Origin of the sequence: Leptolyngbya sp. Heron Island J, assembly GCF_000482245.1 — a bacterium.
Classification (GTDB): domain Bacteria; phylum Cyanobacteriota; class Cyanobacteriia; order Phormidesmidales; family Phormidesmidaceae; genus Leptothoe.
The window spans coordinates 1-14,085 of sequence record NZ_AWNH01000012.1 but is presented as its reverse complement, the minus strand read 5'-3'; the positions used below and the strand labels follow the sequence as shown (position 1 = coordinate 14,085).

General features: G+C 50.4%; 16 protein-coding genes. 2 read left to right on the top strand and 14 right to left on the bottom strand.

All coding sequences use genetic code 11. The annotated features are described in order from the left end of the window. Positions 1 to 26 precede the first annotated feature (26 nt). The 11 genes from N836_RS42425 to N836_RS42375 are packed head-to-tail and all read right to left on the bottom strand — an operon-like array spanning position 27 to position 11,778. Positions 27 to 368, bottom strand: coding sequence for a hypothetical protein (locus N836_RS42425; RefSeq protein ID WP_023070630.1), 342 nt, complete (start codon positions 366 to 368; stop codon positions 27 to 29). A gap of 1 nt (position 369) precedes the next feature. Next, complete coding sequence (locus N836_RS42420) at positions 370 to 2,520, bottom strand: hypothetical protein (RefSeq protein ID WP_023070629.1); 2,151 nt, start codon at positions 2,518 to 2,520, stop codon at positions 370 to 372. Next, positions 2,517 to 3,014, bottom strand: a complete 498-nt coding sequence (locus tag N836_RS42415; RefSeq protein WP_023070628.1) for a hypothetical protein — start codon at positions 3,012 to 3,014, stop codon at positions 2,517 to 2,519. Before N836_RS42415 ends, N836_RS42420 begins: the two co-directional genes overlap by 4 nt. Continuing rightward, positions 3,014 to 8,500, bottom strand: coding sequence for a phage tail tape measure protein (locus N836_RS42410; RefSeq protein WP_023070627.1), 5,487 nt, complete (start codon positions 8,498 to 8,500; stop codon positions 3,014 to 3,016). The genes N836_RS42415 and N836_RS42410 overlap by 1 nt, the downstream gene beginning before the upstream one ends. Further along, positions 8,497 to 8,739 carry a hypothetical protein gene (locus N836_RS42405; protein WP_023070626.1) on the bottom strand — a complete coding sequence of 81 codons (243 nt, stop codon included), beginning with the start codon at positions 8,737 to 8,739 and terminating at the stop codon, positions 8,497 to 8,499. Before N836_RS42405 ends, N836_RS42410 begins: the two co-directional genes overlap by 4 nt. Before the next feature lie 53 nt (positions 8,740 to 8,792). Then, entirely contained in the window at positions 8,793 to 9,476 is a 684-nt protein-coding gene (locus N836_RS76290; RefSeq protein ID WP_023070625.1) for a hypothetical protein, read from the bottom strand. Continuing rightward, the gene (locus tag N836_RS42395; protein WP_023070624.1) at positions 9,463 to 9,708 is read right to left on the bottom strand and encodes a hypothetical protein; all 246 of its coding nucleotides are present in this window, start codon (positions 9,706 to 9,708) and stop codon (positions 9,463 to 9,465) included. The genes N836_RS76290 and N836_RS42395 overlap by 14 nt, the downstream gene beginning before the upstream one ends. Further along, positions 9,696 to 10,646, bottom strand: a complete 951-nt coding sequence (locus tag N836_RS42390; protein WP_023070623.1) for a hypothetical protein — start codon at positions 10,644 to 10,646, stop codon at positions 9,696 to 9,698. The genes N836_RS42395 and N836_RS42390 overlap by 13 nt, the downstream gene beginning before the upstream one ends. A 29-nt stretch (positions 10,647 to 10,675) precedes the next feature. Then, positions 10,676 to 10,924 carry a hypothetical protein gene (locus tag N836_RS42385; protein ID WP_023070622.1) on the bottom strand — a complete coding sequence of 83 codons (249 nt, stop codon included), beginning with the start codon at positions 10,922 to 10,924 and terminating at the stop codon, positions 10,676 to 10,678. 3 nt (positions 10,925 to 10,927) lie between these two features. Beyond that, the gene (locus N836_RS42380; protein ID WP_023070621.1) at positions 10,928 to 11,365 is read right to left on the bottom strand and encodes a hypothetical protein; all 438 of its coding nucleotides are present in this window, start codon (positions 11,363 to 11,365) and stop codon (positions 10,928 to 10,930) included. Next, the gene (locus tag N836_RS42375) at positions 11,362 to 11,778 is read right to left on the bottom strand and encodes a hypothetical protein (protein WP_023070620.1); all 417 of its coding nucleotides are present in this window, start codon (positions 11,776 to 11,778) and stop codon (positions 11,362 to 11,364) included. The genes N836_RS42380 and N836_RS42375 overlap by 4 nt, the downstream gene beginning before the upstream one ends. Before the next feature lie 157 nt (positions 11,779 to 11,935). Between N836_RS42375 and N836_RS42370 the strand changes: the two genes are divergently transcribed. Beyond that, positions 11,936 to 12,232: a hypothetical protein gene (locus tag N836_RS42370; protein WP_023070619.1), complete on the top strand. Its 297-nt coding sequence runs from the start codon at positions 11,936 to 11,938 to the stop codon at positions 12,230 to 12,232. Further along, entirely contained in the window at positions 12,229 to 12,651 is a 423-nt protein-coding gene (locus tag N836_RS42365) for a hypothetical protein (RefSeq protein WP_023070618.1), read from the top strand. The genes N836_RS42370 and N836_RS42365 overlap by 4 nt, the downstream gene beginning before the upstream one ends. On the opposite strand, the gene N836_RS42360 is transcribed toward N836_RS42365, so the two are convergent. The 3 genes from N836_RS42360 to N836_RS76285 all read right to left on the bottom strand — a co-directional run. Beyond that, positions 12,648 to 13,001, bottom strand: a complete 354-nt coding sequence (locus N836_RS42360; RefSeq protein WP_023070617.1) for a hypothetical protein — start codon at positions 12,999 to 13,001, stop codon at positions 12,648 to 12,650. The genes N836_RS42365 and N836_RS42360 overlap by 4 nt on opposite strands. Positions 13,002 to 13,104: 103 nt before the next feature. Continuing rightward, positions 13,105 to 13,548, bottom strand: a complete 444-nt coding sequence (locus N836_RS42355) for a hypothetical protein (protein ID WP_023070616.1) — start codon at positions 13,546 to 13,548, stop codon at positions 13,105 to 13,107. 156 nt (positions 13,549 to 13,704) lie between these two features. Beyond that, a partial coding sequence (locus N836_RS76285) for a hypothetical protein (protein WP_023070615.1) occupies positions 13,705 to 14,085 on the bottom strand: 381 nt, incomplete at its 5' end.

The following is a 14,085-nucleotide window of genomic DNA, read 5'->3' as shown; positions in this document are numbered from 1 at the left end:
GTGAATATATTTGGAGCCTATTATCATCAAATTGATTCGCTATTCCATGTTGAATTACCGCCGCCGCCGTTCCAGTAAATGCGATTAATCTCCTTACCTCCGGTTGAGCCAGGCTCTGTTCGGCTTACCTGAACAGGTAGCTCAGCGGGGCCGCTAGGAATGTTGTCTGAGAAAATTTGTCCGCTCGCATACCATCGGCCACCTGCCCCATGGACTCTTGTGATATCACCATTGGCCGCCGCAGTGCCCGCCGAGTCGTAAACATATCGGCCATAGCCTTGGGAAATAACAAGAAACCAGTCATTGTCACTAACCCCAGTCAATCCTTCTAATGTCGTGAAATCAGCCACCGTTGAACCTGCCGCCATATCACTCGACTCCTATCCAGTCTTGATTTGTATTTAACGCTAGCCACTCTTGCTGACTTATCCCCGCCCAACTTGTTGAGCCTGTGCCAATCCCCAGCCAATCTTGATTTGTGTCGATGTCAAGCCAGTCCTGATTTGTATCAATATCAAACCAGCTGGAGCCGCCGCCAACGTCTTCCTGCACATCGACCTCAACCTGGATCTGAGGCAACTGTCCAGCTATATCAATCGTGGCAACAACCGCTACGTCCACCCTGATGGCAGGTAGTTGCCCAGTAATATCAATGTTGCTTCGGAAGATATCAACAGAAACCTGAATAGCAGGTAGCTGTCCGGCAAGGTTAATCGCCTGCTGATACCCCCCACCAATCCAAATACCAGAACACCCCGCCGTTGCCCTGGCCTGGAGGAATTCAAATGTCAGCGCATCTCCTTTGTAGGCGTAGGTGCGCCCGTCGACATCCACCACATCAATCTCAGGCAACGGCGGAGACATCAACAGCGCATCATTAATCGCCAGCTCGATCGCGTACCCCCGCTCTCGGCCAATAGCTAGGTCGCGGTGTTTAGCCGCAAGCGTTTGCATCTGGGTATCACTAAAGGCCATCCCATTGGCCACGGTGTAAAGTCGTTCTTTCTCGTAGCCGGATGGGCCACCGGGGGGCATGTAATTGGCAGTGCCGGTGAACTCGGACTGGTTTTCATCAATACCAGCATCAAAATACTGGGTGTCAAATGGTTTGTTGGGGCGGGAGCGATTATAGTTGCGGTTTTTGGTAAGGAGAGCATCGGGGTTCGCCAACTCTCGGTTGATGTTTGAGCGAATTCTGATCAGTGGTTCTTTGGCTTTATCAACTCGGTCGTACTTGCCGGTGGCGTGCTCAGACCACGAAAAATCTAAATCTTCAACCGTGATTCTGTCCCATGGGTTTTCGGCGTTTTCATCGAGGATGATAGCCGCTTGGCTCGCCGTGAACCGGTAGCGCTCCATCGGTTCGCCCGAGCCATAGGTGATGTCTTCCTGGTCCCGTTCGATCTCCCGCATGTTGAAGATCTCGTCACGGGGGTCTAGCGTCCGCCCGTTCTGAAGTTTTGTGCGGATGCGTTGTGTGAGACGGGCTGTGGTTGGGTCTTGTTTGCCTGTTTCATAATATTCGGTTTCTGTTTCATCGCTGAACTCCCTCAACTGTGAGGGGATAGTTGGGTTCTGAAACATCAACGCTTCAGCCTGGAAGATCTGCACCCGCGTTGTCTTCGTGGGGTTTGCGCCAGTCGTGAAACTTGTGGTAGTGATCGTTCGTACAGCGATTCCCTCACCAAAGCTGTTAGAGCTCAGGTCGTTGAAATTTATGGTCTCATCCTGAATGTCCACCGACGGATTTTCGATGGTCCCCAACTCATACCCCAGCCCAGCCACCTTGGTGATTTCTGCGGGACGCTCTGGGTCAGGGTTGGGTTCGTAGACGAGATCGTTCTGGCCACGGGTTATGGTTGCGATCGCTCCCGTCGAAGCCAACGACAATTCAGTGGCTGTGATTTGGCCACTGGAGTTCTGATGGAGATAGCGCCAGTCATTGGCATAGGCCAGGTCCGCCAGTTGATTGAGGTAGCTATTCTGGCCCCGTTTGCCGATGGGGCGATCTATTGAATAAGGCCACGTTCCAAGGTTGATGTTCGCTGGGTTGACATCGCTAGCCAGAAGCAAACGACGTCCTACTGCATCAGCGGTCTCTGCTTGGCCGTAAATAATCCCGGAGCGATCGTCGTCGAACTTGCTCTGATTACTCCACAGCACCTTACAGCCCAGTTCAAGGATCAGACTGCCCCGCCCTGGTCGGCTGGGGTTGGCGACAATCTTTAGGTGTGTCCAGGGCACTGTCAGCCACGCGGTGTTCGCATCGTTGCGGGGGCGTATTTGCACATCCTGTCCTACACGCCATCGGATGGGGTTGAGCAGTGGATCGATGGATTCGGGGGTGTTGTAGGCGGGCTTTATCTCTAGCTGGGCTTGGATGGGGATTTTGCCAGGATCACTTTCATCGCCCAGGGAGGTGTAGCCGGGAGTGAACGCGCCGTAGTGGGCCGACCAGTCTTGTAGATCGGGGCCGATGAGGATTTGAAGGGAGCGGGCGCTAGTGTTGGCGATAGTCATGCTGAGAAGATATCCCCCTCAGCTAGCTGAATTGTGAAACCTTCACCCTGTTGAAAAACAGGTGGCCTAGCAAAAGTCACATAGTATTTTGAATAGTACTTTATGCGTCCTGTGGATGTTGCAATTTCACTGGCATCTGTGGCAAGGGCTCGGGTGCGCGGAGTGTTTTCAAAGAAGTATTGCGTCCCATCTTCTAGTTCAATCTGGGGATTTAGTCTAGCTCTCCGCAAGCGATCGTACTCAGACCATAGCTCTCGGACTTGATCAGGTAAATCCGGTTGCGTAACACAAATGGTTCGTGTTGCCACGGCCCAAGTCCACAAATGTTTGGGGTGAAAAGAGCTACCGCTAACACTCACCCCGCCCTCATTGGAATAAGTGGTTTCTCCGGCTAGCTCAGGATCGACAGCCCTGGGGAGCTCACCATCTTCAAAAATGGCTCCTTTGAACCGAACAGTCAGAGATCCTAACTTCAACTGCAAATACAACGCCATTAAATGCCCCCTAGCCGCCAGCGGGCATTTTCAAACAGACGATCTCGCTCCATCTGCCCTGTATCGTTGGCTATGTTCTGGGCCAGGGCATCTAGCAAAGGCATCACCTCACGGATGCGGCCCACCTGCTGGCGAAGTTGACGGATTTCGTTTGCGATCGCAGCACTCTCACCATTCCCACCAGTGGTTGCAGCCGACGGGGTAGCCCTCATGATTCGTTTGGTTTGTTCTGGACTGTAGATTTGTCCCTGGGGTGGATTGGGCAGGATTGTAGGCTGAGTGAATAAGAATGGCTTACCACTAAATACGCCCAACTCAGGGCCAATGTGTGGGGCTTCTCCTACGAGGAATGAACTACCAGGGCTGACCGGACCACCATGACGACGGGCGGTTAGTGTCTGGGGTCTGGCGGCTGACAGTATACGGGCGACTTCGTTAGCGGCGTTGATGTCTAGCTGGCGTTGGTTTGCTGCGAATGCGGCTCGGTCCTGCTGCAGTCCTGTTTCGGCTTCAATGCGGCGTTGAGCCAGCTCATCTTCTAGTGTGCGGCGATCGTTGGCTATTTGGGCTTCTAATTGCTCTCGGCGCTGCTGCTGTTGCTGCTCCAGTGCTTCCCGCTGTTGAGCCAGCCTCAGCTCTTGTTCCTCACGCTGTTGGGCTAGCCGTTCTTGAGCCTCAGCCTGGCGAGCCTCTACTTTTTGCTGAACAGCCTCTTGTTGAGCTGCCAGCCGATCAGCCTCGGCTTGCTGATCGTCGTCAAATTCCCGCCGGGCTTGATCGATGGGGCTAACTGGGTCCCCACGACGACGACGCTCTCGGCCAGCAATTTGATCAGATCTCCGTAACGCCTTCTCTTCTAGTTCGCTACGGCGTTTAGCTTGGGCATCTTCATTGGCAAACTGTTCCTCTAGCCGCTTCCGTTCTTCACTGTCGGCAGCTTGTTCTAATTGCAGCTGTCGATCCACAAACCGCTCGACAGCCGATAGTTTTTGGTCGTTCGCTTCTTTTTCAAGCCGCTGTTGCTCGGCTAAGGCTTCCTTCTGAGCATCAAGCCGCTTCTTAAGGGCTTCGTCTTCAATTTCTTGCTGCTTTTTGAGTTGTTCCTCCCTAAATTCAAATTCATCTTTTAGCAGCTTTTCGCGCTCTTCAAATGCCTGTTTCTCTGCATCAATCTGAGCATCTAGCTGTTTTTGCAATGCATTGGACTGTTCCTCAAATGCACGATTAGCGGCTTCATTAAATTCATTAAATGCCCTGACCGCCTCATCACGCCGCCTATCTTCAGCTTCTTTTTGGGCCTGAATCTGAGCTTCTAATTGCTGCCTTACTAACTGAGTTCGCTGAGCTTCAATTTCAGCTTTTTTCTCAGAGGCTTTCTCGGCTTCTAAAACACCATCAGCTTCGAGTTGAATGATCTCATCCAGCTCTTTGCGTTTTTGGGCAACCCGTTCTTCAGCAGCTCTAGCCTCAATTTCTCGGATGCGTTGGGCCGCCGTATCCTCATCCAGTCCATTAAGCTGCTGTTCTAGTACGGCATTAATCGCCTCCGCTTCAGATTGATTGATGCGGGCATTGGCCGCTTTAACGTCGGCTTCAACGGCTTCTAGTCGTTTTTCAGCAGACTCCTGTTTGGCTTGCTCATTTTCCTGGAATGACTCTAGGTCTTGCTGGCGCAACTCGTCTGTTTTCCGTAGTCGATCTTGCTCAACCTGCAGAAGTTCATTGGCAGATTCAATCTGACTGTTGAGAGCTTTTTCTGCAGCCTCCGTCTCTTTGATCTGGTTCTCAAGTGCCCCACGTTGGGCATCGGCAATACCAAAAGCGTTACCAAATAATCCGTTCCCTGCCTTAGACAAACGCTCTTCTAGATCTCGGCGCTGTGCCAGCAATGCCTTTTTTTCTTCCTCAGCTAATTTAATGCGCTGCTGCAATGCCTGCTGATCAATATCTAGCCCTTCAGCTCGTTCTGCGTTGGCTTCTTTTATGGCATTTTTCAGCCCCTGAGCCGCATTAATACTGGCATCGCCTAATGTGTTTGTCGCACCTGCCAAGGCTTCAATCTCATTATTTATTGCCGTAATTCGAATGGATTCTATGACGGCTAAAACCCCAACTAATACGCCAAGAGCGGCAGTCACAACGCCTGCTGCGATCGCTAGCCCTCCTAATGCTGTTGCTAAGGCAGAGACTGGGCCAGCCGCCGCCGAGAATGCCGCTAAGCCTTTTCCTGCAGCTGCCGCTCCTGTCAATATTTTGACTGCAGCTAAACCTTTTGAAGCAACAGTGACTAGCCCTGTTGCGATGCCCGCTAAAGTCCCAGCAAAATTCACGGCGTTAATTGCAATCATTCGGGCAAGGATACCTTTGAATGCAAAATCAACGAGAACAGAATTCTCAGACAAGGTCTCAAGTATCCCTAGCAGTGGCGTAACGACATTCCCAAAAATACTGAACACTGACACCAACGATTTAGATTGATTAAGTAATCCAGAGAATAGATTTTGAGAGATCTCACCAATAGGCTGAATAATGCGTATCAGCTGCCCAGCAATCTGACCAATCGTTTCTGATGTCCGACTAAATCCATCAGCGAAGCCATCCACAAAATTACCTAGTGCATCAGGGTTGTTTTGGATGAAGTTAGTAAACCCATTAATCACAGAAGCCAAAGCACCTTGAATTGTGTCGGCAACGCGAACAAATGCGCGTCCCAGTCCGTCTACTGGTCCCTCCCCAGCTCTTAGTTGATCCAGTAGGTTAGATAAACTTGTCCCACTGATTGCAACAAAAAACCGTTCGACCGATTCAGTCAAGGGATCAAATAAACCACCAGCTGCGGCCTCCGTTACCGTGTTTAATGCCCCAGTCAGCCCCCGAATCAAAGCTTCTACTCCAGGCCCTAATGCTTCACCAAAGGCTCCTGCCAGTGTTTGGATGGTTCCGCCCAAACGGTTAACCGCTGCGCCTATACCTTGATTCAGATCTTTTTGCAGCTGCTTAGCAACGCCCTCGGAGTCCTCCCGCAGTCCATCGTAGGTAGATCTAACAGTATCAAGCTGCTCCAGGATAAGAGCAATCTCAGAGGCGCTACGACGGTCAAAGACGCGCTGTAAGAATCTCAGGCGTTCTTCTTGAGGTAAATCCTCAATCCTGCTCTTAAGGTCTTCCAAGACATCCAGGATGGGTAGTGCCTCACCCGCAGAGTCGAATAAGGTGATGCCCAATTTATCGATAATCTCGGTAGCCCGTTCAGCTGGGGGCAGCAGTTTAGCTACAGCGTTTCGGGTGGCCGTTGCCGCAATCTCTGGGCCACTTGCCGATCTGAAGCCAGAGAACAATGCCAATAAAGATTCTAAGTCCTGGCCAGCTGCCCGAAACGCACCCCCAGCTTTACCAAAGGCTTGCTCTACATCGGTTGCTGTCGTGACGGCTGTGCTCGAAGTGAGCAAGGCCAGTTTATCGGCAAACTCTTCTGAGGACTCGCCAAATACATTGGCCGCTAACTGAAATGATTTAGCAGTCTTGTCGATGTCTGTAAAGCCGGTAGCCTCTAAGGCTGTAATAACTCCATCAACGTTGTTGGCTGCCTGGTTTGCTGTTGCCCCCAGCTCGATCATGCGGGTAGCAATTTGAGCCACCTGAGCCGGAGTCTTGCTGGTTTCAATACCAATACGTTCAGCCTCATCAGCGACTTTAGCAGACACTCTAGCCAACTCTTCTGCACTGTCAACCGAGCTACGGGCCTTGGCCTCAAAGTTTACCAATCCTGCTTCTACATCAGAGAATGCTGCGATCGCACCTCCACCCAGCCGGATCGGTGCAGATAAGGCAGCCGTGAGCGCAGTGGTGATTGTCTGAAATATTTCTTGCCCGATCCCCTGGAAGATCCCAGTTAAGACGTTTCGCCCTCGACTCCCAGCATCCCTAATGCTGCGCTCAAACTCACGGCTATTAACCCGTGGTAATCGAAACTGACCAGTTCCAAATTCACGCTTAAACTCTCGGGTGTCGGTGCGGGCTGCCCTAAGATCTTGTCGGTACTGCTCTTTATTGAGTCGCAGCGTTGTAGAGACTGGTTTGCCTAATTCTTTTTTCTGCTCTTTGACAGTTTTGGTGGCTCTAAAAAACTGACTGGCGTTGGCCCTTAATTCTGTGGTAGCCGTCCCACGAAACTTTTTCTTCTCAGATTCTATCCGCTTGGTGGTGCGGAAATACTGGCCAGCGTCAGCCTTGAGCCTTACGGTGACATCTCTCACAACAGACTTCTTGGCCTGTTCTGCTCGCTTCAGCCCCGAGAAAAACTTATTGGCATTCAGTCTTAACTCAGTGGTAGCCGTGGACCGAATATCTTTCTTGGTCTGCTCAATGCGTTTAGCTGCTCTGAAGTATTGAGTAGCATTAGCCCGGATATTGACCGTGACATCCTTGGTTACCGTTTTGCGAGCGCGTTCAACCTGCTGAATGCCTTTGAAAAACTTATTAGCGTTTAGCTTAAATTCGGTAGTAGCGGCTGATCGAAAATCTTGCTTCGCCTTCTCAGCTCGCTTGACCGCTCTAAAAAACTGAGTCGCATTTGCACGGATCTCTACCGTGATAGTTTTAGACAGTGTTTTGCGAGCCTCATTGGCTGCCTTGATAGCCCTAAAGAATTTAGTGGCGTTGGCATTTAGCGTGGTGGTAGCAGCAGATCGGAAGTCCTTTTTTGCGGACTCAGTCAGCTTAATAGCCCTAAAAAACTTTCGGGCGTCTGCCTGCAATACCACCGTAGATGTGCCAGTCAATCGTTTGCGAGCGGCTTCTGCTCGCTCTAAAGTGCTCAGCAGGCTGCTTTCATTCCTGGGCTTAAAATTAACAACAACGTCAGTTGATGCCTGTTTTTTGGCAGCCTCAACATTGCGAAATACCTTAAAGAACTGATCCGCCTTGGCCCTGAAGTTGGCACTAACCGGCTTACCCAATCGCGCTGTTGCTTTGTCAATGCTGTTGAGCGTGCGTCGTAGGGCGCGATCGTTAGCAGTGAATGTGACCGCGACTGGCTTCCTAAGCCTGGCAATGGCCCTAGTCGCATTATTGACCGCGTTAAATAATCCTTGGATCTCAACCCCAATTTTTACCTTGATGGGTTTGTCAATGTTCCGGCGAGCTGCCCGAATCTCTTTAACAGCCGCCAGGAATTGACTATTGTCAGCTGTAAATGTTGTGTTTTGAGTTTTCTTGAACTCACGTCGAGCATTCTCGGCAATCTCCAGCGCTCCACGGATCTGATTAGTATTTACTCTGAATTCAGCCGTGATAACTCGGTCTAGCCGATTCTTAACCCGTTCCGCTTGCTCAAAGGCTGCCAGAAAGTTCTTAGTGTCTGCCCGAAGCACAGATACAAACTCTCGGTCCATTGCCTCTGCTTTTTTGCGAGCTTCAGCAATACCTTTGTTGTAGGCTTTGTCGTCGAGCTTTAAATCTAGGGTTAATTCGCCTAAGGAAGTCATGCCTTGAGTCTCGCTCTAGCGGCGGCTTCTGCCCGTGGACTAAGTTCTCCAGCATCGACCAATTCTTGGAGAACAGCTAAGGTGTCAGCGGCTACAGGTTGTTCAGTTGCCCAGGGGAGGAAATCTTGAGGCTTCCAGTCTTTGCCATGGGTGGCCGCAAAGGATGCGATCGCAAATTGAGCACGGTTTTGAGTTGCAGTGTCACGGCGACGCATCTCTTCAACAAAGTCATGCACCATTCGAATGGGTAGGGTAAGAATGCTGTCCCAATGCCACAACGGATCGCTGATCTTTAGCTCGCAGAGGGTAAGGTAGAGCCCCCAGAAATACTCATCGAATCGAGCCCTATTCTCTCTGGCTCGCTGGACTCGGGTACTGGCTTTTTTATGACATCCTCAGGCGCTTCCTCGGGCTCTGGTTCTGGGCGTTTGCCATCGAACAATTCGTTCATGGCATAGTCTGCAATTTCTTCGATGATGCTGCCAGGGAGCATATCTGTAATGGCATTAATCACCTTCCAGCGTCCTTCGGAGCCAAGGAACTTGCTAGGTTTTTGAGATTGCAACCCTTCCCAATCAGCGTTAGGGAACTCAATCAAATAGGTCTCTTCAAGCCGTTCTTTGTGGTTAACCACCCACTCCAGAGATAACCGGGAGCACAGAATCATCCCTGCCATATCCCGGCTGGCAGCTTGGTTGGAGCGCTTAGCCTCATCTTCTAGTCGAGCAATATCAGGAAGCCATTTAGTAAGCTTACCCATAGCCTCGGTGTCATTGGCCGAAGACCGGACGATCCAGCTCGTTACTTGGTCCAATGGCTCATTAAGAGCTTTTGAAATTTGCTCGGCTAGTTGTTTCAGTGCCTCAATTTTTCCTGCTTCAGCCTGAAACCGATTAAAGTACCAATCTCGCTCCAGTTTGTTGAATCCTGGGCGGGATTGTTTGCGTAGATTTTCTAGGAACTCATTGTTGTCCATTGGCTAAGAAAAAATCAATAGTGTCGTTAGCTTCAAACAACTCCCCACCACTGGGGTCTTGCTGCATGAATTCGGGAATGCTTACCTGATACTGCTGGCCATCTCCCTGTACTGGTTCCACGGAGCCGAGCAAGCCGAGTGAATACACCCAGCCTGCTTTGATTAACCCGTTTTCAATCACAGAATTGACCAAGGTCAGGCGGGGGGACTGCAATAGCTTTATGGCTGCCATCGTTCAAAGTTGTCGCCCAGGTTTGCAGACACGGTTACCTCATAGGTCCGAGCAGCTTCCACAGGGCCAGCACCGCCAGAGGCTGTGAATGAGCCAGTATCCTGAATACGTTTGCCGTCTTGGTTCACATAGATAAAATAGACGCCAATGCTCGTGTCATCTCCGTCCAACAACGATGGGAGCACCACTTCACCAAGCCCACTATTTCCGTTGAATTCAACCCCAGAGATGGACAGGTCAAACGTAGTGTCGCCTTGAATGTTGGCCTTAGACTTCATGTCGGTCACTTCCGTGGAGGCCACCGTCGGCGTAGGAGACATGTCGGTTACACCCAACAGTTGACGCATCTCATAGACCGTCAGCGATGTCACAGGGCCTGCCATAGGATACTTGACGCCTGTTACTGGGACCGCTGCCCCGGCACTGGTAATATCTACGAACTGAATACCAGTGCCCAGATTTAGTCGGACAACATTGTAAACGGTGACGGCTTCATCATCGGCGGGAACTGCCTTAAGAGCAGGGTCAAGGCGAAGCGTATATTCAGTAGCACCTGCAGTTCGTTCTTTGATCAAGTACCTCTGAGCATGGCCAGCAAATTTAATGTAATCGCCGACCTGCACCAAATTTGTGGGCAATCCAAGCGCCCCATCATCAACACTGATCGTACGCCTCCCTAATACTCCAGCGCCATCCACGGCGACTGTATTAGAGCTAGGGAAGAAAATCTCTGAATCATGTTCTAATTCTGCGCGATCGCTCGCCCCCGCTGCTGCTCCATCAGCCGTCGTCAAAGACAATGTAAGCGTGCCTGCACCTGCCCCCGCTGCTGCGTCAGAGTCAATGGTATAAGGGATTGGCAAAGTGCGACTATCAGGGATAGGGCATACACTCGCTCGGTCATCTGATACGAGCTGAGAAATCGTAGGGAAACCCATGGTTTTGAGAACTCCTATGAGAAATAGATTTATGTGGTGGGCTTAGCGTTGTCAGTCTTGCCCTGGCTTAGGGGCATGTGTTTCAGGGGAATAGGTTTACCACCTTCATAACCATAGAGACTGATGCCAACAGCGCCCTCACTAGCGCCTTTTTCAGCCTCGGCAATACTTGAAAAACGTTTAGCGCTTGCAATAAACCCCGTGGGCTCTTTGCCTTGGGTTGGCTCAAATTGATTGTTGGGATGACGAACGACGTAGAAATCTTTTAATTCAGGCATGAGTTAAGAAGGGGTGTAAACGACTTTGTTGATCACTTGAGCAGTCCGCACGTAATAACGACATTGCTCATAGGTTTGGGTGTTAGCAGGCAGATACGTTCGAGGACGGGCTGAAATAATGCGAGCGTCCGCGTCAATCACGTTCATCGCGTGAGCAAGTTTAGTATTGTCGAGGTAATTGACTAGCTCGATTTGGTACACTGGCTCTCGATACTTCTGACCACCACTCATTGATCTGGGCTCACCTTCAGCCACACGAAAAATGATGCATTCCAGCTCTGATTGGCTGGCGGTATCAGCTTTAACCTTGCCCGGCAGTTCTGGCTCGGGCGGGATGATATGTACTCTGGGGCTACCATCCTTCCACTCTCCTAAGTGCGGTCTCAAGATATTGGCCAGGTATTCACTCAACTCAACCGCATCAGCAAAATTTGCACTCATGGCAAGAACCTCACTGGCTGCTGAGACCGCTTAAGCTCACCTGTATCGATAATGTTTCTGGGAGATGTCACCACTTCGCCATTACGGCGTTTAGTGGCTCTACCGGAAGGCCAAGCCCACTTATACCCAAAGGCGGCTTTAATCTCTTTCTGGCCCTGTTGAGCGGTTGCCCTAAATGCACGAGCAAAGCTACCTGTCTCTTGGTAGGCATCAGCAAAAACCTCAACCGCTCTGAAGTCATCATCAAAGCCAAAGTTACCCGCGATCGCATTCAGCATAAACTTGCGTCCAGGAATGCGCGTCCCACCTCGCAGCACAGCGCCATTATGCACAATCAGTGCATGGTCAGCCGTGTTCGCGTACTGAGCCGTTTTGTTAGCGGGTAGTTTGGGCGGCTTCCACTTGAGAGACACAGGCAAGGAATAGACCTACGCCTACAATCTTGCAGATGTGCAAGCTAAAATAGGGCATTCCTGAGCAAATCGTGATCACCAATTGTTACCTAACGACAAACAATTAGGAGAGGCTTTAAAAAAGACTCGCGAAAAATACAGCAAATCCCTTAGGTATATGGCTGCCGCTGAACTTGGAATGGCAGACACCTTTCTAAGGGATAGAGAAAGCGGTCGTACTGACATTAAGTTGGTCGATTTGCTGATGATGGCTCAGTCCTGGGGAGTAGACCCCGTAGCCTTGTTTGCCGAGCTGCTCCACCAATGTGGTGTGGAGCGGTGGGAACAGATAGCTCAGGCGTTAGACTGCACCATACCGATGGCCAAACAACGATTAGCAGCAGCACAACAGCGTTATGGATTGACCCATGGACAGGTGTGGAGTAAATACTTACAGGAGCAGATTCGGCTATGAATTTACTTTGCAAAGTTCAACATTCAGCCTGTCTTATCCGGCTCCCAGTAGATTCTTTTTGCGAGCCCGCAATTAATGACTTTATCTACAAATGGGATTCCTGGAACAGCGTTTTCGCTGACATCCAACAGTCTAGCGAGGGCTTCACGGATGCAGGTTTGAACGCCGTGGATTTGGCTTCTAGCGCTCACTGGAAAACAGCATGGCCGGTATATGACTATGTAGTGGATAAACTCAGAGAGTGCCCATTGCTTGGGAATTTACCAAGACACGAAGACTTGATATACAAGTATGGTAAAGATGCCGTAGATCACTTAGCAGTCAAGTTTACGGCTGAAGACCGCATCGGACTGATGAGTGACGAGTGGCACGACTTAAAGATTGTTGACTATGAAGATCTTCTCTCAGTAATCTGCTAATTTTGAATCCCAGCCGCTTCACAGTGACTTTTTTCAGTAGCTTTCCAGGTTCGATAACTGCCTTGATCCTCCGCCTGCAACCATGCCTGTGCAACAACCCCAGCCTGAACGCATTTATCCATTTCTGAAGATTCAGAGCCCATCAAGCGATATTGGCTTTCCAGATCCTCGGCAGTTTCCACATACAGGCTGTCAACCTCCCTAGCTGTCAACCAATCCAGTCCACCCAAGAAGTAGAAGGAAATTACGCCACCAAGCAGCAAAAGCCCCAACAACCCGCGAAGGGCTTCCGGCGTGATGGCCTCTGTTCCGGTCAATTGAAAGCTTTTAGGTTTTGGCTTATCAGGCATAGCTACACACCAAACTCAGCACCCCCATTGTCCACATCTGATCCCTAGCTGTCCGGGCGTCTGCACAACCCCAGACCTTTGGCCAGTGCGATCGCACCCAAACCTATCTCACCCCGCCCTCAACCTCACTAACCGACGTGCCAGGGGGTAACCAAAACTGAATCTCTATCCGGCGTTGGCCTCGGGTGCGAGTAGCCCGCCCAACATAGCGCCGAGTGCCATCCATGAAACGGACATAAGCCCGGACAGTGGCCCCTTGTGGCGCAGACCGGGTGAAGCTTACCCGCCCTGTTGCTTCTCCGTTAGAGTTGATGCGGATTACCTGAAAGCTCGCCAGATCCTCCCGCCTTATGTATGCTGGCTCCTCTCTGGCAGGGGGTGTGGGCTCAGCAGCAGGTGCAGGCGCAGGTGTAGACCCCGAACCATCCCCACACATATGACTTAGATCGATGCGCTCGCCTCCCATATCCATGTAGCAGGCACGAACAGGGGTGGGGACTGCGATCGTGAGTACTGACAACAAAGCGATAACTGTGGGGGCTCTCATGGTAATGCCTGGGAAACTGCATCCAAGGTTACCGGAGCGTGTTCAGCGATCAGGACGTTTTTGCAATACGAGACTTTTGGTTAATGCTATCTATTGAGGGTATTGAGCATCCCCAACAAATAACCCCCGAAGCAATGAGCGTCAGGGGTGGGTTTGCTATCTCTTTTTTGCCAACCTATATATTCCAGGAGTTATTACTATGATTGCAAAATCAACCAATAAGTCCCATCTGAAAAAATAACTTAGGTGGGTTTGACCAGATGGAAGGACAAACATTGGAATTGTTATAGCGGATTCTAAAATCAAATCTATAACAAGCCAGATAAAACCTAAGAGAAATCCGTTTGGTTTTTCGCTTGATTTATAATACCAAAATGACATAACTAAAACAGCAAGAATCACAGTGACGAAATGTATTGTTAGTGGCACTGGTGACCAAATTCCAGCATCTTGAATAGGGAAGATGAGGGCTTGTATTGATACAAGTATGACAATAAGTATCCATAAAACAACCCCAAAGATAATTGGTTTTATTTT

Bases quoted from the DNA above. Each gene is read 5' to 3' on its own strand.
- N836_RS42425 (WP_023070630.1), bottom strand. From the start codon at position 368: ATGGCGGCAGGTTCAACGGTGGCTGATTTCACGACATTAGAAGGATTG.
- N836_RS42355 (WP_023070616.1), bottom strand. From the start codon at position 13,548: ATGAGAGCCCCCACAGTTATCGCTTTGTTGTCAGTACTCACGATCGCA.
- N836_RS42365 (WP_023070618.1), top strand. From the start codon at position 12,229: ATGAATTTACTTTGCAAAGTTCAACATTCAGCCTGTCTTATCCGGCTC.
- N836_RS42415 (WP_023070628.1), bottom strand. From the start codon at position 3,014: ATGGCGTTGTATTTGCAGTTGAAGTTAGGATCTCTGACTGTTCGGTTC.
- N836_RS42405 (WP_023070626.1), bottom strand. From the start codon at position 8,739: ATGGTGCATGACTTTGTTGAAGAGATGCGTCGCCGTGACACTGCAACT.
- N836_RS76290 (WP_023070625.1), bottom strand. From the start codon at position 9,476: ATGGACAACAATGAGTTCCTAGAAAATCTACGCAAACAATCCCGCCCA.
- N836_RS42380 (WP_023070621.1), bottom strand. From the start codon at position 11,365: ATGAGTGCAAATTTTGCTGATGCGGTTGAGTTGAGTGAATACCTGGCC.
- N836_RS42385 (WP_023070622.1), bottom strand. From the start codon at position 10,924: ATGCCTGAATTAAAAGATTTCTACGTCGTTCGTCATCCCAACAATCAA.
- N836_RS42410 (WP_023070627.1), bottom strand. From the start codon at position 8,500: ATGACTTCCTTAGGCGAATTAACCCTAGATTTAAAGCTCGACGACAAA.
- N836_RS42370 (WP_023070619.1), top strand. From the start codon at position 11,936: ATGGCTGCCGCTGAACTTGGAATGGCAGACACCTTTCTAAGGGATAGA.
- N836_RS42390 (WP_023070623.1), bottom strand. From the start codon at position 10,646: ATGGGTTTCCCTACGATTTCTCAGCTCGTATCAGATGACCGAGCGAGT.
- N836_RS42395 (WP_023070624.1), bottom strand. From the start codon at position 9,708: ATGGCAGCCATAAAGCTATTGCAGTCCCCCCGCCTGACCTTGGTCAAT.
- N836_RS42360 (WP_023070617.1), bottom strand. From the start codon at position 13,001: ATGCCTGATAAGCCAAAACCTAAAAGCTTTCAATTGACCGGAACAGAG.
- N836_RS42420 (WP_023070629.1), bottom strand. From the start codon at position 2,520: ATGACTATCGCCAACACTAGCGCCCGCTCCCTTCAAATCCTCATCGGC.